The 22,973-nt window shown below is 73.1% G+C and carries 14 protein-coding genes and 1 pseudogene; 7 read left to right on the forward strand and 8 right to left on the reverse strand.

Going from position 1 to position 22,973, the window contains the following annotated elements:
• Nucleotides 1–118 precede the first annotated feature (118 nt).
• The 6 genes and pseudogenes from ACFXGI_RS05085 to ACFXGI_RS05110 all read right to left on the reverse strand — a co-directional run bounded on the left by ACFXGI_RS05085 (nucleotide 119) and on the right by ACFXGI_RS05110 (nucleotide 12,367).
• A pseudogene (locus ACFXGI_RS05085) lies at nucleotides 119–4,371 on the reverse strand (molybdopterin-dependent oxidoreductase).
• Nucleotides 4,372–4,647: 276 nt separating this feature from the next.
• Nucleotides 4,648–5,793 carry a substrate-binding domain-containing protein gene (locus tag ACFXGI_RS05090; RefSeq protein WP_384703455.1) on the reverse strand — a complete coding sequence of 382 codons (1,146 nt, stop codon included), beginning with the start codon at nucleotides 5,791–5,793 and terminating at the stop codon, nucleotides 4,648–4,650.
• 17 nt (nucleotides 5,794–5,810) lie between these two features.
• Nucleotides 5,811–6,884 (reverse strand): ABC transporter permease, encoded by a 1,074-nt coding sequence (locus ACFXGI_RS05095; RefSeq protein WP_384703458.1) that lies wholly within the window; start codon nucleotides 6,882–6,884, stop codon nucleotides 5,811–5,813.
• Entirely contained in the window at nucleotides 6,881–8,464 is a 1,584-nt protein-coding gene (locus ACFXGI_RS05100) for a sugar ABC transporter ATP-binding protein (RefSeq protein ID WP_384703461.1), read from the reverse strand. The genes ACFXGI_RS05095 and ACFXGI_RS05100 overlap by 4 nt, the downstream gene beginning before the upstream one ends.
• A 129-nt stretch (nucleotides 8,465–8,593) precedes the next feature.
• A complete protein-coding gene (locus ACFXGI_RS05105) occupies nucleotides 8,594–11,332 on the reverse strand; it encodes a SpoIIE family protein phosphatase (protein ID WP_384703464.1) in 2,739 nt (912 codons plus the stop codon).
• A 105-nt stretch (nucleotides 11,333–11,437) separates the two neighbouring features.
• Nucleotides 11,438–12,367 (reverse strand): cyclase family protein, encoded by a 930-nt coding sequence (locus ACFXGI_RS05110; RefSeq protein WP_384703467.1) that lies wholly within the window; start codon nucleotides 12,365–12,367, stop codon nucleotides 11,438–11,440.
• Between the two features lie 177 nt (nucleotides 12,368–12,544).
• Between ACFXGI_RS05110 and ACFXGI_RS05115 the strand changes: the two genes are divergently transcribed.
• The 4 genes from ACFXGI_RS05115 to ACFXGI_RS05130 all read left to right on the forward strand — a co-directional run bounded on the left by ACFXGI_RS05115 (nucleotide 12,545) and on the right by ACFXGI_RS05130 (nucleotide 17,574).
• Nucleotides 12,545–13,675 (forward strand): PP2C family protein-serine/threonine phosphatase, encoded by a 1,131-nt coding sequence (locus tag ACFXGI_RS05115; protein WP_384703470.1) that lies wholly within the window; start codon nucleotides 12,545–12,547, stop codon nucleotides 13,673–13,675.
• 258 nt (nucleotides 13,676–13,933) lie between these two features.
• Nucleotides 13,934–15,346, forward strand: coding sequence for a family 2B encapsulin nanocompartment shell protein (locus tag ACFXGI_RS05120; protein WP_384703473.1), 1,413 nt, complete (start codon nucleotides 13,934–13,936; stop codon nucleotides 15,344–15,346).
• A 63-nt stretch (nucleotides 15,347–15,409) separates the two neighbouring features.
• Nucleotides 15,410–16,666 (forward strand): family 2 encapsulin nanocompartment cargo protein terpene cyclase, encoded by a 1,257-nt coding sequence (locus ACFXGI_RS05125; protein WP_384703477.1) that lies wholly within the window; start codon nucleotides 15,410–15,412, stop codon nucleotides 16,664–16,666.
• A gap of 14 nt (nucleotides 16,667–16,680) precedes the next feature.
• Nucleotides 16,681–17,574, forward strand: coding sequence for a geranyl diphosphate 2-C-methyltransferase (locus tag ACFXGI_RS05130; RefSeq protein WP_384703480.1), 894 nt, complete (start codon nucleotides 16,681–16,683; stop codon nucleotides 17,572–17,574).
• 59 nt (nucleotides 17,575–17,633) lie between these two features.
• On the opposite strand, the gene ACFXGI_RS05135 is transcribed toward ACFXGI_RS05130, so the two are convergent.
• The gene (locus ACFXGI_RS05135; protein WP_384703483.1) at nucleotides 17,634–18,011 is read right to left on the reverse strand and encodes a hypothetical protein; all 378 of its coding nucleotides are present in this window, start codon (nucleotides 18,009–18,011) and stop codon (nucleotides 17,634–17,636) included.
• A 68-nt stretch (nucleotides 18,012–18,079) separates the two neighbouring features.
• Between ACFXGI_RS05135 and ACFXGI_RS05140 the strand changes: the two genes are divergently transcribed.
• Both ACFXGI_RS05140 and ACFXGI_RS05145 read left to right on the forward strand, forming a co-directional pair.
• A complete protein-coding gene (locus tag ACFXGI_RS05140) occupies nucleotides 18,080–18,868 on the forward strand; it encodes a peptidoglycan recognition family protein (RefSeq protein ID WP_384703486.1) in 789 nt (262 codons plus the stop codon).
• Nucleotides 18,869–19,160: 292 nt separating this feature from the next.
• Nucleotides 19,161–19,319, forward strand: coding sequence for a hypothetical protein (locus tag ACFXGI_RS05145; RefSeq protein ID WP_229334564.1), 159 nt, complete (start codon nucleotides 19,161–19,163; stop codon nucleotides 19,317–19,319).
• A 19-nt stretch (nucleotides 19,320–19,338) separates the two neighbouring features.
• On the opposite strand, the gene ACFXGI_RS05150 is transcribed toward ACFXGI_RS05145, so the two are convergent.
• The gene (locus ACFXGI_RS05150) at nucleotides 19,339–20,148 is read right to left on the reverse strand and encodes a class I SAM-dependent methyltransferase (protein WP_384703489.1); all 810 of its coding nucleotides are present in this window, start codon (nucleotides 20,146–20,148) and stop codon (nucleotides 19,339–19,341) included.
• A 210-nt stretch (nucleotides 20,149–20,358) separates the two neighbouring features.
• On the opposite strand from ACFXGI_RS05150, the gene ACFXGI_RS05155 reads away from it, so the two are divergent.
• Nucleotides 20,359–22,917 (forward strand): MDR family MFS transporter, encoded by a 2,559-nt coding sequence (locus ACFXGI_RS05155; protein WP_384703492.1) that lies wholly within the window; start codon nucleotides 20,359–20,361, stop codon nucleotides 22,915–22,917.
• The last annotated feature ends 56 nt before the right edge of the window (nucleotides 22,918–22,973 follow it).

Here is a 22,973-nt window from a genome sequence, read left to right on the forward strand (position 1 = left end):
CCACCGGAACCCTCCAGATCACCGCAACCGCCACCGACTCCACCACAACCACCGCCACCACCACCTTCCCCCTCACCACCCACTGGTTCTGACCGACAGCCGGGGGAGGCGACGCCCGTCAGTACACGTCGCGGGCGTACCGCTTCTCGGCGGAGAGCTGCTTCAGGTACGCGGCGGCCTCGTCCTCGGTCAGGCCGCCGTGGGCCACGGCGATGTCGCGCAGCGCCCGGTCCACGTCCTTGGCCATCCGGCTCGCGTCCCCGCACACGTAGAAGTGGGCGCCCTCCTGGAGCCAGGACCACAACTGGGCCCCCTGTTCGCGCATCCGGTCCTGGACGTAGACCTTGGCCCGCTGGTCGCGGGAGAAGGCCAGGTCCAGACGGCTGAGCGTGCCGTGCCGGTGCAGTTCCTCCAGCTCCTCGCGGTAGTAGAAGTCGGTGGCCCGGCGCTGCTCGCCGAAGAACAGCCAGTTTCCGCCGTGGTGGCCGAGGGCGCGGCGGTGTTCCAGGAAGGCCATGAAGGGGGCGATCCCGGTCCCCGGGCCGACCATCACGGCCGGTGTCTCGGGACGTGCGGGCGGGCGGAAGTGCGCGGAGCGCTGGACGAACAGCGGCACGGGGCTGCCCGGTTCGGCGTCGGCGAGGAAGGCGGAGGCCACCCCTTTGCGGGGGTGGCGGCGCGGACCTTCGTAGCGCAGCACCGAGACGGTCAGGCTGACCTCGCGCGGGTCGACGAGAGGGCTGGAGGATATGGAGTAGAGGCGCGGCTGGAGCCGTTTGAGGCGCTCGGCCCACTCCTGCGCGCCGAGCCGGACCGGGAACTCGGCCAGGATGTCGACGGGTTGGCGCCCCCAGGTCCAGCGGGCGAGGCCGTCCTTGTTGTCGGGGCGCGTCAACTGCCGGAGCCTGCGGTCGCCGGTGTGCTCGGTGATGAACCGCAGCAGGTCGGGCGTGACACGGGTGATGTCCAGGTGCCGGTGCAGCGCCCGGGCGAAGGGCATGGGCCGGTCGTGGCCGGGTACGGCGACCTCGGCGTCCGCCGCCAGGCCGGTGGCGGCCAGCCATTCCGCCACCAGATCGGGGCAGTTGACCGGCTGGACGCCGAGGCGTCGCCCGCCTCGTACGCCGGGCCGTCCTCGCCGAGGTCGAAGGTGAACCGCCGGACCTCTTTGGTGGCGCCGGCCAGGCTCAGCAGCCGGTTGCCGGACAGCCGGGCGGTGTGCCGGGCGGCCGCCCGGCCCGGGGCGCCGGAGGTCCGGGGCGGCTCGGCGGTCACAGGCGGCTCGGCGGGCGCGGGCGGTTCGGCGGCCCCCGCGACCGGGCCGCCCGCCGCCAGGGCGCTGCGCACCTGCTCCAGCCACCGGCCGGCGGGCTCCTCGTAATCGGGCTCGCAGTCCACGCGCGGCAGCAGGCGCAGCGCCCCGAGTTCCTCGAGGCGCCCGTCGAGCCGCCGGCCGTGGCCGCAGAAGGCGTCGTACGAGGAGTCCCCGAGGGCGAGCACCGCATACCGGACGTCCTCCAGCCGGGGCGCGTCGGCCGCGCTGAGCGCCTCCCAGAACCCGGCTCCGTTGTCGGGGGCGTCGCCGTCGCCGAAGGTGCTGGTGACGACCAGCAGATCCGTGCCGGGGGTGAGCGAGGCGGGGAGCCGGTCGGCCATGCCGTGCACGGCTGCCGCGCGGCCGTCCTCGGCCAGCGCGGCGCCGACGGTGGCGGCGAGCTCCTCGGCGTTCCCCGTCTGAGAGGCCCACAGGACCAGCGTCTGCCGGGTCGGCGTGCCCGGATCGCAGGAGTCCGGCTGCGGAGCGGAGGGCGGCGCGACCGAGGGCGCGAACGAGGGCATCGCGGCGAGGGCCGTCGCGGTACGGGAGTACGTCCCGGCGAGCACCCCGTCGACCCAGAGCGAGTGCCCGTCCTCGAAGGGGGCGCCGAGGGGAAGCAGCGGGACGTCCGTACCGGGCGGGGTGGAGGCGAGCCCGGCGAGGAATCCGGCGAGGTACTGGCGCTCCCGGTCGGACAGGGCGGGCGGCGTGTGCCCCTCCAGCCCGAAGAGGGAGGTCAGGGCGGGGACCGCGGTCGCCGGCCGGACGGTCACGGGGTGCATCAGCGTCGTGGTCGTACGGCCCTGGCCGGCCACCTCGTCCGACGCCCCGCCTGACGCCCCGCCGGTCCCGCCCGAGGCTGCCGCGGTTCCCGTGGCCGTGGCGGTCACGGGAACCGGCACCCGCGTCCTGGCCAGCGTCACGGCGCACACCTTGAACTCGGGCTGGAAGGAGACGGGGTCGACGGCGTCGTTGGTGACGGCATTGACGCTGAGGTACTCGCCGAACAGGTCGTTCCAGTGGAACGGGGCGAAGCAGTTCCCGGGCCGCACCCGGTCGGTGACGACGGCCGGCAGCACCGCCCGGCCGCGCCGCGAGGCCACCTCCACCCCGTCGCCCTGCGCGATGCCGAGCGCCGCGGCGTCCTGCGGGTGGATCTCCACGAACGGACCCGGGGCGAGCTTGTTCAGCTTGGCGACCTTGCCCGTCTTGGTCAGGGTGTGCCACTGGTGCTGGAGACGCCCGGTGTTGAGGACGAACGGATAGTCGTCATCGGGCAGTTCATCGGCCGGAAGGTGCGGCCGGGCGAAGAAGGAGGCCCGCCCGGAGGCGGTCGGGAAGACCAGCCGCGGGCGGCTGCCGTCCGGGCGCTCGGCCGGGGTCTGGCTGACGCCGTCGTTGAGGTACCGGACCGGATTGCGGTCCGGTCCGCCCGGGGCCGCCGGCCACTGCACCGGCCCGCGGCGCAGCCGCTCGTACGACACGCCCCGCAGGTCCCAGCCGGTCGCCGGGTTCCACGCCTTCCGCAGCTCCTCGAAGACCTCCTCGGAGCCGCTGTACGTGAACGCCTCGGCGAATCCCATCTCGCAGGCGACGCGGGCGATCAGCTGCCAGTCGGGCAGGGCCTGTCCGGGTGGGTCGGCGGCCCCGCGGACCAGGGTGAGGTTGCGCTCGGAATTGACCATCACGCCGTCCGCCTCCGCCCAGAGGGTGGCCGGGAGCACGATGTCGGCGTAGGCGTTGGTCTCGGTCTCGGCGAACACGTCCTGCGTGATGACCAGTTCGGCGGTCTCCAGCGCCTTGATGACCGTACTGCGGTTGGCGACGGAGGCGACCGGGTTGGTGCAGATGATCCAGCACGCCCGTATCTCGCCGGCCGCCATCTTCTCGAACATCTCGACCGTGCCGCGCCCGACGTCGGTGCGCAGAGTGCCCTCCGGCAGCCCCCACAGCTCTTCGGTGAAGCGCCGGTCCCCGTCGACGAGGACCGATCGCTGGCCGGGCAGGCCCGGTCCCATGTAGCCCATCTCCCGGCCGCCCATGGCGTTGGGCTGTCCGGTCAGGGAGAAGGGGCCGCTGCCGGGGCGGCAGATCGCCCCGGTGGCCAGGTGCAGGTTGACCAGGGCGTTGGTGTTCCAGGTGCCGTGGGTGGACTGGTTGAGTCCCATGGTCCAGCAGCTCGTCCACTCGCCCGCCTCGCCGATCCAGCGGGCGGCCAGCCGGATGTCCGCCTCCGGTATGCCGGTGATCTCGGCGACCTTCGCGGGCGGGTAGTCCCGCAGGAAGGCGGGCATGTCCTCCCAGCCCTCGGTGTGCTCGGCGATGAAGGCCGGGTCGGTCCAGCCGCCCTCGACCAGCAGGTGCAGCAGCCCGTTGAGGAGGGCCAGGTCGGTGCCCGGCCGTATCTGCAGGAACAGGTCGGCCTTGTCGGCGGTGGCGTTGCGGCGCGGGTCGACGACGATCAGCTTGGCGCCCGCGGACTTGACCCGGTCCATCATCCGCAGGAAGAGAATGGGGTGGCAGTCGGCCATGTTCGCGCCGATCACGAAGAAGGCGTCGGCCCGTTCGAAGTCCTCGTACGAGCCGGGCGGCCCGTCGGCGCCCAGCGAGAGCTTGTAACCGCTGCCGGCGCTCGCCATGCACAGCCGGGAGTTGGACTCGATCTGGTTCGTGCGCAGGAACCCCTTGGCCAGCTTGTTGGCGAGGTACTGGGCCTCCAGCGCCATCTGGCCGGAGACGTACAGGCTCAGCGCGTCGGGGCCGTGCGCGTCGAGGACCGCGCGCAGCCGCTGGGCCGTCCGGGTGATGGCCGCGTCCACGTCCACCGAGGTCGGCCCGGCGCCCCGCTCCTCGCGGACCAGGGCGGTCCCGAGCCGGCCGGGCGCGGCCAGCAGGTCCGCGTGGGTGGCGCCCTTGGTGCACAGCCGCCCGGCGTTGGCGGGGTGCTGCTTGTCGCCGACGGCCTTGGCCACCGTACGGCGGCCGTCGGCGCCCCGGACGACGTCCAGCACGATCCCGCAGCCGACGCCGCAGTAGGAGCAGACCGTGCGCACGGATCCGGTGGCCGCGTCCTTTGCGGGCCCGGCCGCCGTCTGCCGCGTGCGTCCGCTCGCCGCTTCCGCCTCGGACACAGGAGACCTCCTCGGAGTACACCGGCCGACCCCCCAGATCCCCGGGCGCCGCGGCCGCGTGCAGGTCGATCCCGTGGCGCCCAACGTAGGAAACCCCTGTTGCGCACATGTGACGGGCGGTGCCGCCCCGGGGTTACAAGCGGCTGCGCGTGCGCTCCCACCGGCCGTGAGGCGCGCATCCACGTAAACACGGCCTGGTCAGCCGTGCCAGATCTTCTCGTACGCCGCCTGGTAGCCCTTGGGATCCCAGGACGTGGCCCCGGAGCTGTTCTCGGCCGTCGCGATGTGGACGGGGGCCACGTAGCCGCTGGCCGGCTGCCCGGCGAAGGCCCGGTTGAACTCGTCGACGATCTGCCAGCCCTGCTGCGAGAGCGGCTCCGGGACGGTGGCGGCCTGGAACTGCTCGCTGTTGATGCGCCGGAAGGCCGACGGGTCCCCGTCCCCGGCGCCGATGTTGAACGGCGGCCCGGCGCCGGGCTTGCCCGCGGCACGGAAGGCGGGCGCGGCGTCGTCGAAGTACAGGTCGTTGATGGCGACGGAGTACGTCCACTGCTTGCGGAAGCGGGACAGCAGCGAGGCGACCTCCTGGGGGGTGCGCCGGCTCGCGTCCGGGATCGGGATGTTCTTGTGCGCGAGGAGCTCGACCCCCGGGCAGGCGGCGAGCCGCTGCTCGATCAGCTTGGACTTCGTACCGGCGAAGGGGATCGAGTCGTCGGTGAAGACGACGACCCCGGCGGCCCCGTCGGACCGGGCGATGACCCAGTCCGCGCTGGCCTTCGCCACCTCCTCCACCTTCGTGGTGACGTTGGTGAAGAGCCGGGGGTCGGTGCTCGGGCCCGGGGAGCTGACCGCGTGCCAGCCGATGAGCGGGATGCCCGCCGCCCCGGCCCGTGCCACCTGCTGCGAGGTCAGCCGGGGATCGAAGCCGCCGATGACGATGCCCGAAGGCCTGAGGGTGACGGCCTGGCCGAGCGCCGCCTGGATGCCGGCCGGGGTGCCCTCCCCGTCGATCACCCGGACGCTCCAGCCGATGTTCTGCGCGGCCTCCCGGACGCCCTTGGCGACCCCCGCGACGCCGGGGTTGGTCATGGTCTGGGCGACATAGACGAGGGTTTTGCCGGGGACCGCCCGCGGGCCGGTCGTGGGGCCGTTCCACGTGGTGTCGGTGCTCTCGGCCCGCCGGACGGCCGCCTTGGCCTCCTGGAGGACGGCCGGGCATCCGGCGGCCGAGGGGCCGGTGGCGTTCGGGGAGCCGCCCCCGCAGCCGGCGAGGGCGGCGGCGGCCGCTGCCAGCAGGGCGGCGGTCGCGAGCGGGGTCCTGCGGTTCGGGTACTTCGGGTACACGGTGCTCCTGAGCTTGTCTAAGGGGTGCCGGTGCCGGTGCCAATGCCGGTGCCGCCGACGCCTGCGTCCGCCGTCGCGACGGTGTCGGTGCGCAGCCGCCGCCGGGCCGAGTAGCCGGCCAGCCCGACCGCGATGAGCAGCGTGGCGCCGTTGAACAGCGGGGTGGCCCAGAACTGGGCGCCGAGCTGGCCGATCCCGGCGAGCCCGACCGCCAGTACGGTCACGGCCACGAGGGTGCCGATGGCGTTGGCCCGGCCCGGCTTGATGGCGGTGGAGCCGAGCAGGGCTCCGACGAAGGCGGGCAGCAGGTAGTCCAGGCCCACGCTCGGGTTGCCGATCTGCTGCTGTGCGGCGAGCAGCACCCCGGCGAACCCGACGACCGTGCCCGAGCAGGCGAAGGCGTAGACGCAGTACCGGCGGGTGGGGATGCCGACGATCTCGGCGGCGCGGGGGTTGGAGCCGATGACGTACAGGTACCGGCCGAACGGCAGCCGCTCCAGCACCACCCACAGGACGATGACGAGGCCGAGGACGTAGAAGGCGGGGACCGGCAGCCCGAGGAACCGGGCGTCGTAGAGGTCGGTGAACGCGGCCGGGAGGCCGTCGGGACCGGGGACGATCCGGCCACCGTCGGTGATCCATCCGGTGGCGGCGTACATCATGCTGCCGGTGCCGAGCGTGGCGATGAAGGCGTCGATACGGGCGAACTCGACGATGGCCCCGTTCACGGCGCCGATCAGGGCGCCTCCGGCGACGACCGCCAGGCAGGCGAGCGGCCACGGCCAGCCCTTCTCGACGATGAGGAACAGCACCATCACGTGCGCCAGGCCCAGCGCGTAGCCGATGGACAGGTCGAACTTGCCGCTCGCGATGGGGATCGTCACACCGAGCGCCAGGATGGCCGGGATCGACTGGCTGGAGAGGATCGAGGAGACGTTGTCCAGCGTGGGGAAGGTGTCCGGCAGGAGGACGGAGAAGAGCAGGAACAGCAGGACGGTGAGGGTCAGCAGGCCGTACGTGCCGATGAAGTGCCCGTGCCCGCGCCGGTGCCGGTGCCCCGTGCGGGCGGGGCGGGTGGAGGACGGGCTCACCGGCCCTCCGCGCTTCCGGTGATCGCGGGCAGGGCCGAGGCGGTGCGGGTGAGTTCCGTGACGCTCAGGGCTTCCCCCGCCAGCTCGGCCACCACGGTCCCGCGCCCGAACACCAGCGCGCGGTGGCACACGTCGGCGATCTCCTCGTAATCGGTGGAGATGAGCAGCACCGCCGTCCCGTCGGCCGGCACCTCCGCGAGGAGCCGGTGGATCGACGCCTTGGCACCCACGTCCACGCCGGCCGTCGGCTCTTCGAGGATCAGCAGGCGCAGCCGCCCCCGGAGCCGGCGGCCGACCATGACCTTCTGCTGGTTGCCGCCGGACAGGGTGGCGATCGGCACCTCGCTGTCGCGGGGGCGTACGGCGTACCGCTCGATCAGGGCGGCGGCCTCGGCGCGCTCGCGCCGCGGCGCGATCCAGTGCCAGGCCGGCACACCGGCGGCCCGGGGATTGGCCAGGAAGTTCTCCCGAACCGTCAGTTCCGCGGCGCAGCCCTCCTCCTGCCGGTTGCCGGCGACGAAGCCGACGCCGGCGCCGAGGGCGGCGGCGACCGTACGGGGGCGGTAGGGGCGCCCGTCGAGCAGCGCCCGCCCGCCGATCAGGGGCAGTGCGCCGACGAGGGCGCGGCCGAGGTGCATGTGCCCTGCGCCGGTCAGGCCGGCCATGCCGAGGATCTCGCCCCCGCGCAGCTCCAGGCTGACGGGTCCGGTGCGTTCGGTCCTCACGCCGTCGAGGCGCAGCACGGGCGGCGGGCGGTGCCCGGAGGCCGGCGCCGGTGCCGGGGCCGTGGCGCGGGGCGGGCGCCCGGTCGGTTCGTGGCCCACGATGTCGCGGACCAGCCGGGCCGGGCCGTACGGGGCGAGGGGTCCCTGGCTGACGAGCCTGCCGTCCCGCAGGACGGCGAAGGAGTCGGCGACCTCGTACACCTCGTCGAGCCGGTGGCTCACGTAGAGGATGCCGTGCCCCCGGTCGCGCAGGGCGTGCAGGATGCCGAAGAGGCGCGCGCAGTCCGCGGCGGGGAGGGTGGCGGTCGGCTCGTCGAGGACGAAGAGCTCGGCGCGCCTCGCCAGCCCGCGGGCGATCGCGACCAGGGAACGCTCGGCGGGGGCGAGGTCGGCGATCCGGGTGTCGGCGTCCAGGTGCCCGGCGACGATGTCCAGCGCCTCGGCGCAGCGCTCCCGGGTCCGCCGCCAGGAGATCAGGCCGCGGCGGCGCGGGTACCCGGTGCCCAGGGCGATGTTCTCGGCGACGGTCATCCAGTCGACCAGGCCGAGATCCTGGTGGATGAAGGACATGCTGCGCGAGGCGGCTTCGGAGCCGAGCGGGTGCCCGGCCACGGTCACCTCGCCCTCGTCGGCGCGGTGGACACCGGCGAGCACCTTGATGAGGGTGGACTTCCCGGCGCCGTTGGGGCCGAGCAGGGCGAGGACGCTGCCGCCGTGGACGTCGAGGCTGACCGCGTCCAGTGCGACGGTGCCGCCGAACCGCTTGCCGAGACCGCGCATCCGGACGAGGGGTTCTCCGCCGGGGCGCGAGGGCGGGTGCGTCGAGCTGACGGGAGTGGCGGGAGTGTCATGCACGGACTTCTCCGGGGCCGCCTGGGGAGGTGGTGCTGGGGGAGGTACAGCCTGTAGCGGTGAGGACACCGGTGATGCTACTGCCGGCTGTATGGATATGGGTGATATGTCGGCTGTCAGGCCTGTCGGCCGTCAGGCCGCGTCAAGGGCGCACTCGGCCCAGATGACCTTGCCCTGCGTGGTGTACCGGGTGCCCCAGGCGCGGGCGAGCTGTGCGACGAGGAACAGGCCGCGGCCGCCCTCCTCCGTGGAGGCCGCCCGCCGCAGGTGCGGGGCGGTGTTGCTGCCGTCGGAGACCTCGCAGATCAGCGAGCGGTCGTGGACCAGGCGTACCTGGATGGGCTCGGTGCCGTAGCGGACCGCGTTGGTGACCAGCTCGCTCAGCATCAGCTCGGCGGCGAACGCCAGCTCGTCCAGCCCCCAGTCGGCGAGCTGGCGGGTGGCGGCGGCGCGGACGCCGGCCACCAGGGACGGGTCGGCGGACACGGTCCACGTGGCGATCCGGTCGGCGGGCACGGTACGGGTGCGGGCGACGAGCAGCGCGATGTCGTCCGCGGGATGTGCGGGTGCCATGGCGTCGATGACCGCCTGGCAGGTGTCCTCGGGCGAGCGGTCCGGCTGGGACAGGATGCCGCTCAGCTGGTCGAGGGCCACGTCGATGTCGCGTTCGCGGTCCTCGACGAGTCCGTCGGTGTAGAGGACCATCGTGCTGCCCTCGGGGAGCAGGATCTCCGCCGTCTCGAACGGCAGGCCGCCCAGGCCCAGCGGCGGTCCGGCGGGCAGCTCCGGGAACGTCACCCGGCCGCCCGGGTGGACCAGCGCGGGCGGGGGGTGCCCGGCGCGGGCCATGGTGCACAGCCGCGACGTGGGGTCGTAGACGGCGTAGAGGCAGGTGGCGCCGACGATGCCGATGCTGCCGGAGTCGTTGTCGCCGCCCTCCTCCCGGTCCAGGCGGACCAGGAGGTTGTCCAGGTGGGTGAGGAGCTCGTCGGGGGCGAGTTCCAGTTCGGCGAAGTTTCGCGCGGCCGTACGCAGTCGGCCCATGGTGGCGGCGGCGTGCAGGCCGTGGCCGACGACGTCCCCCACGAGGAGGGCGACGCGGGTGCCGGAGAGCGGGATGACGTCGAACCAGTCGCCGCCGACCCCCGATTCGGCGGGCAGGTAGCGGTGTGCGACCTCGACCGCTCCCTGCTCCGGGATGCCGTGCGGAAGCAGGCTCTCCTGCAGGGCCAGGGCCAGGGTGTGCTCGCGGGTGTAGCGGCGGGCGTTGTCGATGCAGAGGGCGGCGCGGGCCGCGAGCTCCCCGGCCAGCCAGCTGTCGTCCTCGCCGTAAGGGGCGGGGTCCTCCGAGCGGTAGAAGCTGGCGATGCCCAGCAGGACGCCGCGGGCGAGGAGGGGGACGCAGATGAGCGAGTGCACGCCCCGGGCGAGGATCTCCCGCGCGTGCTCGGGCTCCTGGTCGATCCAGCCGATGCCTTCCCGCAGGTCGGACTCCAGCACCGCCTGCCCGGCGTCCAGGCACCGCACGTGGGGGGTGCCGGCGTGCGGCTCCACCCGGAGGCCGACGGGGTAGAAGGGGTGGTCCTCGCGTATGCCGTGGACCACCGCGCGGTGCAGCTCGCTGCGCGGATGGGCGGACTCCTCGCCGCGCAGCACGGCCTCCGGTACGTCGATGGTGACGTAGTCGGCCAGGCGGGGGACCGCCATCTCGGCCAGTTCCCACGCGGTGCGGGTCACGTCCAGCGTGGTGCCGATACGGGTACTGGCCTCGGCCAGCAGCTCCAGGCGGCGGCGCGCCGCCACGGCGTACTTGCCGACCTCCGGCTCGCCCACCAGCACCAGGCCCCGGACCTTGCCGGGGGAGGGCGGGTCCGCGCTTGCCGGGCCGGAAGGCGTCCCGTGCGGCATTTCGTGCGGCGGTCCCGCGCCGGTCGCGACGCAGAGGTGGTGCGCCGGCGGCGGCTCGCCGGTGAACACGGCCTCGACGACGATGCCCTCCACCCCGGAGGGGCTCGTGACCGGGCTGCTCAGCAGCGTGACCCCCCGCCCGTGGGGCAGGGACACCTCGACGCAGGACCGTTGCGTCGAGGACATGAGCTCGGTGGCCTTCTCCTTGAGGATCATCTGGTCGTACAGGTCCAGCCCGCTGTCGCCGAGCTCCTCCAGCCCGATCGTCGGCCCCTCCCCGGGGCCCGCGCCGTTCCGGGCCGGGTGGCCGGCGTCGAGGTACGCACGCAGCAGCGCGCGCTCCCGCGCCGAATGCTGCTCCATCAGCCGCCGCTCGATGGACTGCGCGGCCCGGCGGACCAGGGCGGGCAGCGCCGGGTGCTCGTAGCCGTGCGGGTATCCGAAGCAGAGCACGCCGACGATGTGCCCGCTCAGCTGGTCACGGATCGGGGTCGCGGAGCAGGCGTTCGACTGGGAGCGCTCGGCGAAGTGTTCGGCCCCGTAGACCTGCACGAGATGCCGTTCGGCGAGCGCGAGGCCGATGCCGTTGGTCCCCGCGAACCGCTCGGCGAAGACGAAGCCGGGGACGGTCTGGATGGGAGGCAGGCTGCGGGCCAGGGTGGGTTCTCCGAAGCGGCGCTGGAGCACCGTCCCGTTCCCGTCGGCGAGGGAGACGTTCATCTGGCTGCCCGCGAACCGGGACGCCAGCTCGTCGAGCACGGGCCCGGCCGCGTGCACCAGCCGGCTGTCCGGGTCGAAATCGTCCCGGTACGGAAGGTCCGTCTGGTCCGGCGAGAGTCCGAGCGACTGGCAGCGCTGCCACGAGTTCAGGATCGGGCTCCGTACCCCGTCCGCGATCGCCTCGCCCACCAGGAACCGCTCACGGGAGCGTGCGGGGCCGATCTGCTCTCCCGTGGCCCCCATACGCATCACGTCCCCTTACCGAGCGCCCGGCCGCGGCGAGGCGCCACAGCGGAGCGCTACACCGAGCAAGTGCTTTCTGAGTATATTCCCACCCATTTGTCCGCATCAGAGGATGGCGACCGGATTGACGGGGGAACCCGTCCCGCCGGGCACGTCCAGCGGTGCCACGACGAGCATGAACTCGTGGCGCCCGGCCTCGGAGCAGGCGGCCGAGAGCGCCTCCAGGTCCAGGTTGTCCAGCAGCGGCACGCCCATGGCGGCCACGGCGAGGGCGTGCACGGGGGAGTGGACGCCCTCGACCGGTGAGGGACGCAGGTCGCTGTCCCCGTCGCCGCCGAGCAGGGCGACGGCGCGCTCGGCCAGCAGCGGCACGGCGTCCACGTGGAAACCGGCGCTCGCGGCGCCGGAGTCCCACGGGCCGAGCTCCCGGCTGCGGCGGAAGCGGCCGGAGCGCAGCAGCACCGCGCAGCCCTCGTCGACCGTCACGCCCAGTGCCCGCTCCGCGGTCAGGACGTCCTGCGCGTGGACCGCCTGCCCGGGCTCCAGCCAGTCGACCCCGAGAACGGCCGGCAGGTCGAGGAGCACGCCCTTGGTGACGAGGGGCCCGAGCGCCGCCACCGAGCCGAACCGGGCGCCCCCGGCGTCGATGGCCTCCCGTGCGGGGCGGCCCTCGTAGAGTCGCCCCTCGTACGCGACGTGTGACAGCGCGTCCAGGTGGGTCACGGCCTTGCCGTGGTAGTCGGCCGCGAGGAAGTCCTTGTACGTCGCGGGCTCCGGGGCCTCCACGTCGCCGAGGTCGGTCATGTGGTGCAGGGCGGGCCTGCGGTTGTCCGGTCCGGTCCGGGTGTCCCAGGGCAGGCCCAGCGGCACCGCCGTACCGGATCGGACCAGGGCGGCGGCCCGCCCCACGTGGTCCGGGGTGACCCGGTTCCAGGCGCCGCGGTCGGCCGGGGTCCAGCGGCCCCAGGTGCGGACCGCGGTGAAGATCGCGTCGAACTCCCGACGGGAGACCCGGCGCTCGGGGCTGCTGCTCATCCGGACTCACGGCTCCAAGGCTCGGCATGGCCCCGCTCCGGGGAGGGCGGGGCCGGGGAACGGGCGCCCCGACACCCGCACCGCCTCACATGCCCGCCGGCCGCGGGCTCTACGCCCGACGCGCCCCGCTCGGGCGAACGGTGGCGGCAAGCGGCTTCGGCGGCGCAGGCTGGATCCATGCGGGTGCCCTTCCGCCCACCTCCTCGACCGGGAGCGGGCGGTCACCACCAGGTCCTCTTCGTACTCGCGGAGTGTCTGCCCTTCGCGATCGCGCTCGCGGTGCTGACCATCGAATTCACGCCCGCGCACGTGCTGTACACCGGCCCCCTCCTGGTCGCGACGCCGGCGCTGGCCGCCGTGGCGATGGGCCCGAAGGGCACCCTGGCGGCCGTGGCGCTGGCCGTGGCCGTGAGCGTCGCCACCGCCACGTACAACGGGGCTTGGGGCAGCCAGCAGGTCTACACCAACTTCCTGGCCCTGTTCCTGGTGTCGCTGGCGAGCCTCGCGACGAGCAGTACCGTCCGCAAGCGGAGGGAGGACGAGCTCGAACAGGTCCGCCGGATCGCCGTGGCGGCCCAGGAGGCAGTGCTGCGGCCCGTACCGGTCCGGCTGGGCCCCCTGCGCGTGGCCGGCACGTACCTGGCGGCCGAGACGGGGGCGCAGATCGGCGGCGATCTGTACGAGGCCGTACAGACGCGGTACGGGGTCCGGGTGATCGTGGGAGACGTCCGGGGCAAGGGGCTGCCGGCCGTACGGGCGGCAGCGGCCGTGCTGGGCGCGTTCCGGGAGGCCGCGCACTACGAGGACGAACTGGTCGGGGTCATCAACCGCTGCGAGGCGGCGCTGTTGCGGGACGCGGCCGTGCCGGGCGTGATCGACCCGGGAGTGCTCGCGGAGGGCTTCGTCACCGCGCTGGTGGCGCAGGTGCCGGAGGGGGCGGTGGTCGAGGTGGTCAATCGCGGCCATCCGCCCCCGCTGCTGCTCCGCGACGGAACGGTCCGCGCCCTGATGCCCGCGCGCCCGCTGCCGCCGCTCGGCCTGGCGGAGTTCATCACCGGGTCCCCCGGGACGCCGGACCGCCACTCCTTCGTGCCCGGGGACCGGCTGCTCCTGTACACCGACGGGGTCATCGAAGCCCGCGACGGCGGCGGCGCATTCTTCGCCCTGCCCGAGGCGATGGAGGCGGTGGAGGCGGTGGAGGCGGCGCCCGAGGCGCAGGAGTTCCTGAACGAGCTCCATCGGGGGCTGCTCCGCCACACCGGGCACCGCCTGGCGGACGACGCGGCGATGTTCCTCGTCGACCGGTGACCTCGATCAAAGCCGGTACGGGGAACAGGTATTCGAGCTGGCTTGAATGCCGCTGTACCGGTCCGTAAACCCCGCGCGGTACAAGATCGCCGTATCGAGGTAATGGCTACGGCTGAAGGGGCTGATGTGACGCGTTGACGGTTAGTGTGCTCCCGGATCCGGACGGATTGCCCGGAATTCCGACCCCTTTCTTCTTCTTTTTCACCGGCGGCGTGTGCGCGTCGCCGGTCACCGCCCTGATGAAGGAGCGCCTGTCCGATGACCGTGGACACCAGCCCGGAGGCGCAGCTCGACCCGTCCCGGCAGACCAGCCTGGGCACGGCGGCTGCCCGCAACCTCGCCACCACCACCAAGTCCGCCCCGCAGATGCAGGAGATCACCTCCCGCTGGCTGCTGAAGATGCTTCCCTGGGTGGAGACCAAGGGCGGCACCTACCGGGTGAACCGCCGGCTGACCTACACCGTCGGCGACGGCCGCATCGAGTTCGTCCAGGACGGCGCCCACGTCCGGGTGATCCCCCGTGAGCTCGGCGAGATCGCCATGCTGCGCGGCTTCGACGACCTGGACGTGCTGACCGCCCTCGCCGCCCGGTGCGTCCAGCGCGACTTCCGCGCCGGTGAGGTGCTCGTCGAGCGCGGCACCCCCGCCAACGACATCCACCTGATCGCCCACGGACGGATCAACCAGACCTCCGTCGGCAAGTACGGCGACGAGGTCGGGGTCGCGGTGCTCGCGGACGGCGACCGGTTCGGCGAGAACGCCCTGCTCGACGGCGCCGGCGGCTGGGACTACACCGCGACCGCCGCCACCGCGGGCACCCTGCTCACCCTGTCCCGCTCCGACTTCGCCGCAGTACTGTCCTCGGCGCCGCACCTCCAGGCCCACGTCCAGCAGTTCGGCTCGCTGCCGCACCAGCGGCAGAACAAGCACGGCGAGGCCGAGATCGCCATGTCGGCCGGCCACACCGGCGAGCCCGAACTGCCCGGCACCTTCGTCGACTACGAGCTCAATCCGCGCGAGTACGAACTCTCCATCGCGCAGACCGTCCTGCGGGTGCACACGAGGGTGGCCGACCTCTACAACGAGCCGATGAACCAGACCGAGGAGCAGCTCCGGCTCACCATCGAGGCGCTGCGCGAGCGCCAGGAGCACGAGCTGGTCAACAACCGGGAGTTCGGTCTGCTCCACAACGCCGCCTTCAAGCAGCGGATCCAGACCCACTCCGGCCCGCCCACCCCGGACGACCTCGACGAGCTGCTCTGCCGCCGCCGCGGCACCAAGCTCTTCCTCGCACACCCCAAGACGATCGCGGCGATCGGGCGCGAGTTCAACGCCCGCGGGCTCTACCCGGACCACGTCGACCTCGGCGGCCAGCAGGTCCCGGCCTGGCGCGGAGTCCCGATCCTGCCGTGCAACAAGATCCCCATCAGCAAGGAGAACACCAGCTCGATCCTCGCCATGCGTACCGGCGAGGACAACCAGGGCGTCATCGGCCTGCGCCAGACCGGCCTGCCGGAGGAGTACGAACCGGGCCTGTCGGTGCGGTTCATGGGCATCGACGAGCGGTCGATCATCTCCTACCTGGTCTCCACCTACTACTCCGCCGCGATCCTCGTGCCCGACGCGCTCGGCGTCCTGGAGAACGTACAGATCGCCCGCAGGCACGACTAGCAGGCCGCCCGGGGCGGTGCCCGGGAACCGGGACAGCCCAACCACCTCACCAAGGAGTCACGGATGCCCGATCCCGGGCCCTCCCCTGTGCAGTCGAGCCTGCCCGCCGCCGCGGCCGCCTTCGGGACGTACGGCCACGGACGCGGAGTCGAAGCCGTCGGCTGCATCCGGCCCGAGCAGCTCGCCGTGCCCGCCCCCGCCGGGCCGCCGGCTCCCGCGGCCGTGCCGAACCCCGCCCTGGAGCGGATCCTGCGCGGCCCCGGCGGCCTGGGTACGGTGGGCCTCCACCCGGCCCGGATCCAGGGGCCGCCGTCCGCACCGGCGGAAGCGGCGGAGCCGGCGGCCGGCCGGCCGATCCCGGGCCTCTACTACCACCCCGTAGCGGAACCCGACCCCGTACGGGTGGAGGAGGTCAGCCGCCGGATCAAGGCGTGGGCGGACGAGGTCGACCTCTATCCGCCCGAGTGGGAGGACCAGTTCGACGGCTTCTCCGTGGGCCGGTACATGGTCGCCTGTCACCCCGACGCCCCCACTCTCGACCACCTGATGCTCGCCACCCGGCTGATGGTCGCCGAGAACGTGGTCGACGACTGCTACTGCGAGGACCACGGGGGCTCGCCCGTCGGCCTCGGCGGACGCCTGCTGCTGGCGCACACCGCGCTCGACCCCCTCCACACCACGACCGAATACCAGCCGCAGTGGTCGCAGTCGCTCCACTCGGACGCCCCGCGGCGCGCCTACCGCTCGGCCATGGAGCACCTCCTCCAGGGGGCCAGCGCCTCCCAGGCCGACCGGTTCCGGCACGACATGGCCCGCCTGCACATGGGGTACCTCGCCGAGGCGGCCTGGGCCGAGACGGACTACGTCCCGCAGGTGTGGGAGTACCTGGCGATGCGCCAGTTCAACAACTTCCGCCCCTGTCCCACGATCACCGACACCGTCGGCGGCTACGAACTGCCCGCGGACCTGCACGCCCAGCCCGCCATGCAACGGGTCATCGCGCTTGCGGGGAACGCCACCACCATCGTCAACGACCTCTACTCGTACACCAAGGAACTCGCCGGCCCCGGCCGGCACTTGAACCTGCCCGTGGTGATCGCCGAACGCGAGGGCGTCTCCGTCAAGGAGGCCTACCTGAAGGCGGTCGAGGTCCACAACGACCTCATGCACGCCTTCGAGGCCGCGGCCGCAGACCTGGCCGCCGCCTGCCCCGCCCCGAACGTGGCGCGCTTCTTGCGCGGGGTCGCCGCGTGGGTCGACGGCAACCACTACTGGCACATGACCAACACCTACCGCTACAGCCTGCCCGACTTCTGGTAAGGATGGATTTATAAGTGACCGACACCGATCTCACCATTGCCCCCGCCGCCTCCACCACCTCGGCGTTCATCCCGTCCCCGGCCACGCCCTACCAGGGCGACATCGCCCGCTACTGGGACCACGAGGCCCGGCCGGTGAACCTGCGCCTCGGCGACGTGGACGGCCTGTACCACCACCACTACGGCATCGGTGACGTCGACCACGCTGCCCTCGGGAACACCGATGACAGCGCATACGAGAAGAAGCTGATCGCCGAGCTCCACCGGCTGGAGTCGGCCCAGGCCGACGTCCTCCTGGACCACCTGGGCGCCATCGGACACGGCGACACGCTCGTGGACGCCGGCTGCGGCCGCGGCGGCTCGTCCGTCATGGCCCACCAGCGGTTCGGATGCAAGGTCGAGGGCGTCACCCTGTCGGCGAAGCAGGCCGAGTTCGCGAACCGGCGCGCCCGCGAACTGGGCATCGAGGACTCGGTCCGCGCACGCGTCTGCAACATGCTCGACATGCCGTTCGAGACGGGGCAGGCCGCGGGCTCGTGGAACAACGAGTCGAGCATGTACGTGGACCTGCACGACCTGTTCGCCGAGCACGCCCGCGTCCTGGCCGTCGGCGGCCGGTACGTGACCATCACCGGCTGCTGGAACCCCCGTTACGGCCAGCCCTCGAAGTGGGTCTCCCAGATCAACGCGCACTTCGAGTGCAACATCCACTCCCGCCGGGAGTACATGCGGGCCATGGCCGACAACCGCCTGGTACCGCAGGCCGTCATCGACCTGACCCCGGCGACCCTGCCGTACTGGGAGCTGCGGGCCACCTCCTCCCTCGTCACCGGCATCGAGGAGGCGTTCATCAACTCCTACAAGGACGGCTCGTTCCAGTACGTGCTGATCGCAGCCGACCGCGTCTGAGCCCGCCGGACCCGGGGGAGGCCCGGAAGGGCGGCGGGGCCCGTGACCTGCGGGCCCGGCTACTCGGAAAGGCGCTCCATCACCCGCCGCGCCGCCTCGCTCTCGGCGGCCGGCGGTGACAGCTCGTCCAGGGTGTCGATGTCGGTGTCCCGCTCCAGCTCCTCCTCCCAGGCCGCGGCGAGCCGCTCCTGCTCGGCACGCGGCAGGCCGCCGACGGCCTCGCGGTGTGCCGGGTCGAGGGCGGTCAGAAAGCGGTCGACGGCGTCGAAGGATATCCCGTACTCCTTGGGCGGATGGCTGGCTGGATGGCTGGGCGGAAGACGGTGTTCCCGGCCCAGGATGTGAGAGACGGCCCGGCCGGGGCGAAGGACGCGGCCCGGGCCGCACCCGGATGGCGGCTCCCGCTCACCCCGTGGCGCCGCAGGGAAGCCGATCACCGGTGTGTCATACGTGCTACGGCGGACGGGGCCCCTTCAATGGGCACCTCCGACCGAAAGGGCACGGTATGACCTCCCCCGCGCAGCACACCCGCCGAGCGGTCGTCACGGGCGCGTTCGCCCTGGCCGCCGGCTCCGCGCTCTCCGTCCTGCCGACGAGCCGGGCGCACGCCGCGGCCGCTGCCGCGGCCGGGCCGGAGATCGTGAGCTGCGCCGGCTGGGGGGCGCGGGCCGCGTCCGAGGCCGTGGTGGTCCTGGCCAACCGCCCCGAGCGGATCATCGTCCACCACACGGCGACGCTGAACGTGACCGACTACTCGCAGCAGCGCGCGTACGCCCTGGCCAGGGCGATCCAGACGTACCACATGGACGCCCAGGGCTGGATCGACACCGGGCAGCACTTCACGGTCAGCCGCGGGGCGTTCGTGACGGAAGGCCGCCACAACAGCCTCGCGGAGCTGCGCACCGGCAAGCGCCAGGTGCGCGCCGCGCACTGCGTCGGGCAGAACACGGTCTCGATCGGCATCGAGAACGAGGGCACGTACATGACCGAGGAGCCGCCGGCGGTGCAGTTCTCGATGCTCGCCGATCTGTGCGCCCACATCTGCACCCAGTACGGCCTGCCGGCCTCGGAGATCTACGGCCACCGGGACTTCAACTCCACGTCCTGCCCCGGCGACCGCCTCTACGCCCTGCTCCCGACCCTGCGCAAGCAGGTGGCGACCCGCCTGGGCACCTCCCTGACGGACCCGGAGTCGAACCCGATCCAGGACCTGATCGACGACGCCGCCACCCACGCGCTGTCGCCCTTCCCGGAGTACGTCCCCGAGAGACTGCTGCGCCGTCAGTTCCGCTGAGGTTTCCGCCACTGACATCCTGCCGCCGACGCCGACTTCGAGGGCGCGCTCACCCCGCGCCGCGAGGTCGGCGTCGTCGTGCGCCGGGCATCCGGTACGAGCCGGTGCCGTCGGACGTGTTGAAGGATCTGTTGACGCGGGTACGTGACGAGGTATTCCGCATCTCCGCCCAACCATCCGCCGCACTGAACCGGTTGCCCGCCTCCACACGTATTTTCATGACGAGAGGCGGGCCCAGAACCGGACTTCGGACGGCCCGGACAGCGCACCCATCCGGACAGGAGTGAGCCACATGTCCCTGCTCGCCACGATCCTCGTCGTCGTCGGCCTCTGGTGTGCTGTCGCGGTCGCCCTGGCCTCCTGCTTCAGCGCCTACCGCATATGGTGCCGCAGTGACCGGCGGCGCCGGGGCGCGCCCGGGCGGCTCGGCACGCAGACCGGGCGTTCCTGAACCGCTCCGGAGACCCTCGTCAGGCGGGCAGCGGCCGCCGGCCCCAGGCGGTGATCATTCCGGGTGAGAGGGCGGCGCAGTCCGGTGAGCCGAGGTATCGGACCGCCTCCTCGATCGTCGTGTCGTCCACCAGCCCGGTGGCCACCATCGACTCGCGGGCCCGGTCCCAAGTCCCCACCCAGAAACGGCTGATGGGGCTGCCCGGGGTCAGGGGTGGCACGCGGATCTCGGCTGCGGCGGACACGAGTCCCGCGTCCCGCAAGTGCTGCGGGTACTCCGGGACCCAGGAGATGTCGGTGCCGATCGTGTCCCGCAGCCCCTGCCACATGGCCTGCATGACCCGGGTGTACGGGCTCGGCGGGGCGGTGCGGCTGGTCAGGTCGATGGCGTCGCTGAGGACCAGCACCCCGCCGTCGGCCAGCAGGCCGCCGAGCCGGGCGATCATCTGCCGCCACGAAGGCAGGTGCATGAGCACGAACCGGGCGTGGACGAGCTGGAACCGGCCCCCGGGGTCGAAATCCGGCGCGACGGCGTCCGCCTCCAGGAGATCGAGCCCCGGCAGCGGACGGGCGGCGAGGAAGCGGACATCGCGGTCGACCGCGAGCACGCTCGTCACCCCGGCCTCCCCGATCAGCCGCCGGGCGACGGTGCCGGTCCCGGCACCCACGTCCAGGCAGTTCCAGCCCGGCCCGGCGCCCAGGGCGCGCAGGCGGTCCAGCGTCATGTCGTCGTAGGTGAGCGCCCCGAGGTCGATGCGGTCGTCCTCGCCTGCCTGCTCGGGCCGGAACACCGCCTCGCCGTAGCGCCCGCGCCCGGCACCTGTGCTCATGCGTCCCATTATCGCCGCCCCGCCCCCGAGCCGCCCGGCGAGACACCGGGGCGGGGCTCCGGCCGGGACCGCGGGGGCTCGGCGCGATGAACCCCTCGGCGCGATGAACCCCTCGGCGCGATGAACCCCTCGGCACGATGAATCGGCGGCCCGGGCATCGATCCGCCTGATGTCCCGGCCGGTGGCGGACGGTTGGCCTATCCTGCCCCCGTGGACCAGCTGATCGCCGAAGACCCGACCCGCATCGGACCGTACCGACTCATCGCCCGACTGGGCGCCGGCGGGATGGGCCTGGTCTACCTGGGCCGCTCCGAGGGCGGTCGTACCGTCGCCGTGAAAGTGGTGCAGGCCGAGTACGCCGGCCATCCCGAGTTCCGCAGGCGATTCGCCCGCGAAGTGGCAGCCGCGCGGCGGGTGGGCGGCAGTTGCACCGCGGCCGTGCTCGACGCCGATCCGGAGGCCGCCGTCCCCTGGGTGGCGACCCAGTACATCCCCGGCCCCGACCTGCACGCCGTCGTCGCCGAGCACTTCGGGCCACTGCCCGAGCACTCGGTCCACACCCTCGCCAACCGCCTCGCCCTCGCCCTCCAGGCCGTGCACGAGGCGGGCCTGATCCACCGGGACCTCAAGCCGTCCAACGTCCTCGTCACCGTCGACGGCCCCCGCGTCATCGACTTCGGCATCGCCCGGGCCATGGACAGCCTGGCCGAGCAGCACAGCCTGCACACCCGCACCGGCATGCTGATCGGTTCGCCCGGCTTCATGTCGCCGGAGCAGGTCCGCGGCCTCGAACTCACCCCCGCCAGCGACGTCTTCTGCCTGGGCGCCGTCCTTGTCTACGCCGCCACAGGGCGCCTCCTGTTCGGCGCCACGGACACCGGCCTGAACGCCCACCTCTTCCGGGTCGCCGAGGAGGAGGCGGACCTGGCCGGGGTGCCGGACGTGCTGGTCGACCTCGTCCGCGCGTGCCTGCACAAGGACCCGGCCCGGCGTCCGAGTCCCCGGGAGGTGGCCGAGCGTACGGCGCCGGATCAGGCGGCGGAGTGGCTGCCGGGCGCCGTACTGGCGCAACTGGGGCGCCATGCAGCCGAGTTGCTGGACTTCGCCCCGTCGATCCCGGCCCAGCACCGGCCGGAGCCCCAGGCCCCGGCCACGGCTTCCACGGAGGCGCCCGCCCCGCAGGATCAGCCCCCGGCCCAGCCGCCGCCCCTGCCGCCCGCCTACGCCCCGACGTCTCCCGCGCCCTTCGATCCCGCGCGGGGATTCGGACCGCCCCCGGGCGCACCCGCGAGCCCGTGGCCGCCCCCGGCCTCCCTCCCCGACCTCGCGCCCGCGCACCCCGGGCGCTGGTGGGGCCTGGCGGTGATCGCCCTGGTGCAGCTGATGGCGCTGCTCCAAGCGGCGAACCTCAGCGTCGCGCTTCCGGCCGTCCAGGCCGACCTGAACCTGCCCACCGACGGCCTGCGAACGCTGGCGAACGTCTATTTCATCGCCTTCGGCGCGGTGCTGCTGATCGGCGGGCACATCGCGGACCTGGCGGGACGCAAACAGACACTGATCGTCGGCCTGCTCGGCTGCGCGGCCGCCTCCGCGCTCGGCGGATCGGCCGGGGACTCCGGCACGCTCGTCTGGGCCCGCGTCCTCCAGGGCGTCTTCGGCGCGCTGCTCACGGCGTCCGCGCTGTCCCTGGTGGCCACCGGCTTCACCGACCCGAAGGAACGCGGCAGGGCCTTCGGGATCTACGCCGCGATCACAGCCGCCGGCACGGCACTCGGGATGGCCGAGGGTGGATGGCTGCTCACCGCCATGAGCTGGCGCTGGTCGCTGTTCGGCGGCATCCCCATCGCCGTGATCGGCCTGATCGGGACGCTCACCCTGGTGCACGAGCGCCCGGGCCGCACCGGCGGCCACTTCGACGCGCCGGGCGTACTGCTCGGCTCCGGCGGGGTCGCCGCCCTGCTCTGCGGACTGAACGAGGCCCAGAACAGCGGCTGGGCCGCCCCCCTGACCCTGGTCCTGCTCGTGGGCGGAGTCATCCTGCTCGCCGGCTTCCTGTGGTGGCAGTCCGCGGCGGCGAACCCGCTCGTCCCCGCGTACGTCTTCAAGGACCCGAACCGCGCCGGCAGCCTCCTCGGCATGCTCCTGGCCGGCGCCGGCATCGCCGCCCTGTACCCGGTCGTCGGCTACTACCTCGCGACCGTCCTGCGCTACGACCCGGTCATGGCCGGAGCGGCCTTCCTCCCGATGGTCGCCGCGATCGTGATCGGCTCCACGCAGGTCTCCGCCCGGCTGCTGCCCAGCGTCGCGCCCCGCGTCCCGATCCTGGGGGGCCTGGTGCTCACCGCCGTCGGGCTGTTCCTGCTGACCCGCCTCGGCTTCGACAGCTCGTACGCGATCGGGGTGCTGCCCGCCCTGCTGCTCATCGGCCTCGGGATCGGCATGGCCTTCGTGCCGATCCTCGCCACCGTGACCGGCGCGGTCGCCGCGGAGCGCTCCGGTGGCGCCGCGGCAGCCGTCCTCACGGCCCGGGAACTGGGCCTGGCGATCGGCGCGGCACTGCTCGACACCGTGATCTCCGTCCACGTGGACCGCCTGCGCGCAGGGTCCGTGCTGCCCAGCATGATCGAGAAGGAGCTGCTGCGCGCCGAGACGGCGAACTTCTGGTGGGCGGCCGGCAGCGTACTGCTCGCGGCCCTGGTCGCCGCCCTGATGATCAGGTCCCAGGGGCCCCGGGGCAACGCGGAGGCGGCCCCCGCCGCAAGGGCGTGATCCGGCGCGCGTTCACCCGACGCGGTGGAGCCGGCTGGACTTCCGGTGGAGGGGGG

This window comes from Streptomyces sp. NPDC059355 (assembly GCF_042752335.1).
GTDB lineage: Bacteria > Actinomycetota > Actinomycetes > Streptomycetales > Streptomycetaceae > Streptomyces.

Bases quoted from the DNA above. Each gene is read 5' to 3' on its own strand.
- ACFXGI_RS05105 (WP_384703464.1), bottom strand. From the start codon at position 11,332: ATGGGGGCCACGGGAGAGCAGATCGGCCCCGCACGCTCCCGTGAGCGG.
- ACFXGI_RS05110 (WP_384703467.1), bottom strand. From the start codon at position 12,367: ATGAGCAGCAGCCCCGAGCGCCGGGTCTCCCGTCGGGAGTTCGACGCG.
- ACFXGI_RS05115 (WP_384703470.1), top strand. From the start codon at position 12,545: ATGCGGGTGCCCTTCCGCCCACCTCCTCGACCGGGAGCGGGCGGTCAC.
- ACFXGI_RS05120 (WP_384703473.1), top strand. From the start codon at position 13,934: ATGACCGTGGACACCAGCCCGGAGGCGCAGCTCGACCCGTCCCGGCAG.
- ACFXGI_RS05125 (WP_384703477.1), top strand. From the start codon at position 15,410: ATGCCCGATCCCGGGCCCTCCCCTGTGCAGTCGAGCCTGCCCGCCGCC.
- ACFXGI_RS05140 (WP_384703486.1), top strand. From the start codon at position 18,080: ATGACCTCCCCCGCGCAGCACACCCGCCGAGCGGTCGTCACGGGCGCG.
- ACFXGI_RS05145 (WP_229334564.1), top strand. From the start codon at position 19,161: ATGTCCCTGCTCGCCACGATCCTCGTCGTCGTCGGCCTCTGGTGTGCT.
- ACFXGI_RS05150 (WP_384703489.1), bottom strand. From the start codon at position 20,148: ATGAGCACAGGTGCCGGGCGCGGGCGCTACGGCGAGGCGGTGTTCCGG.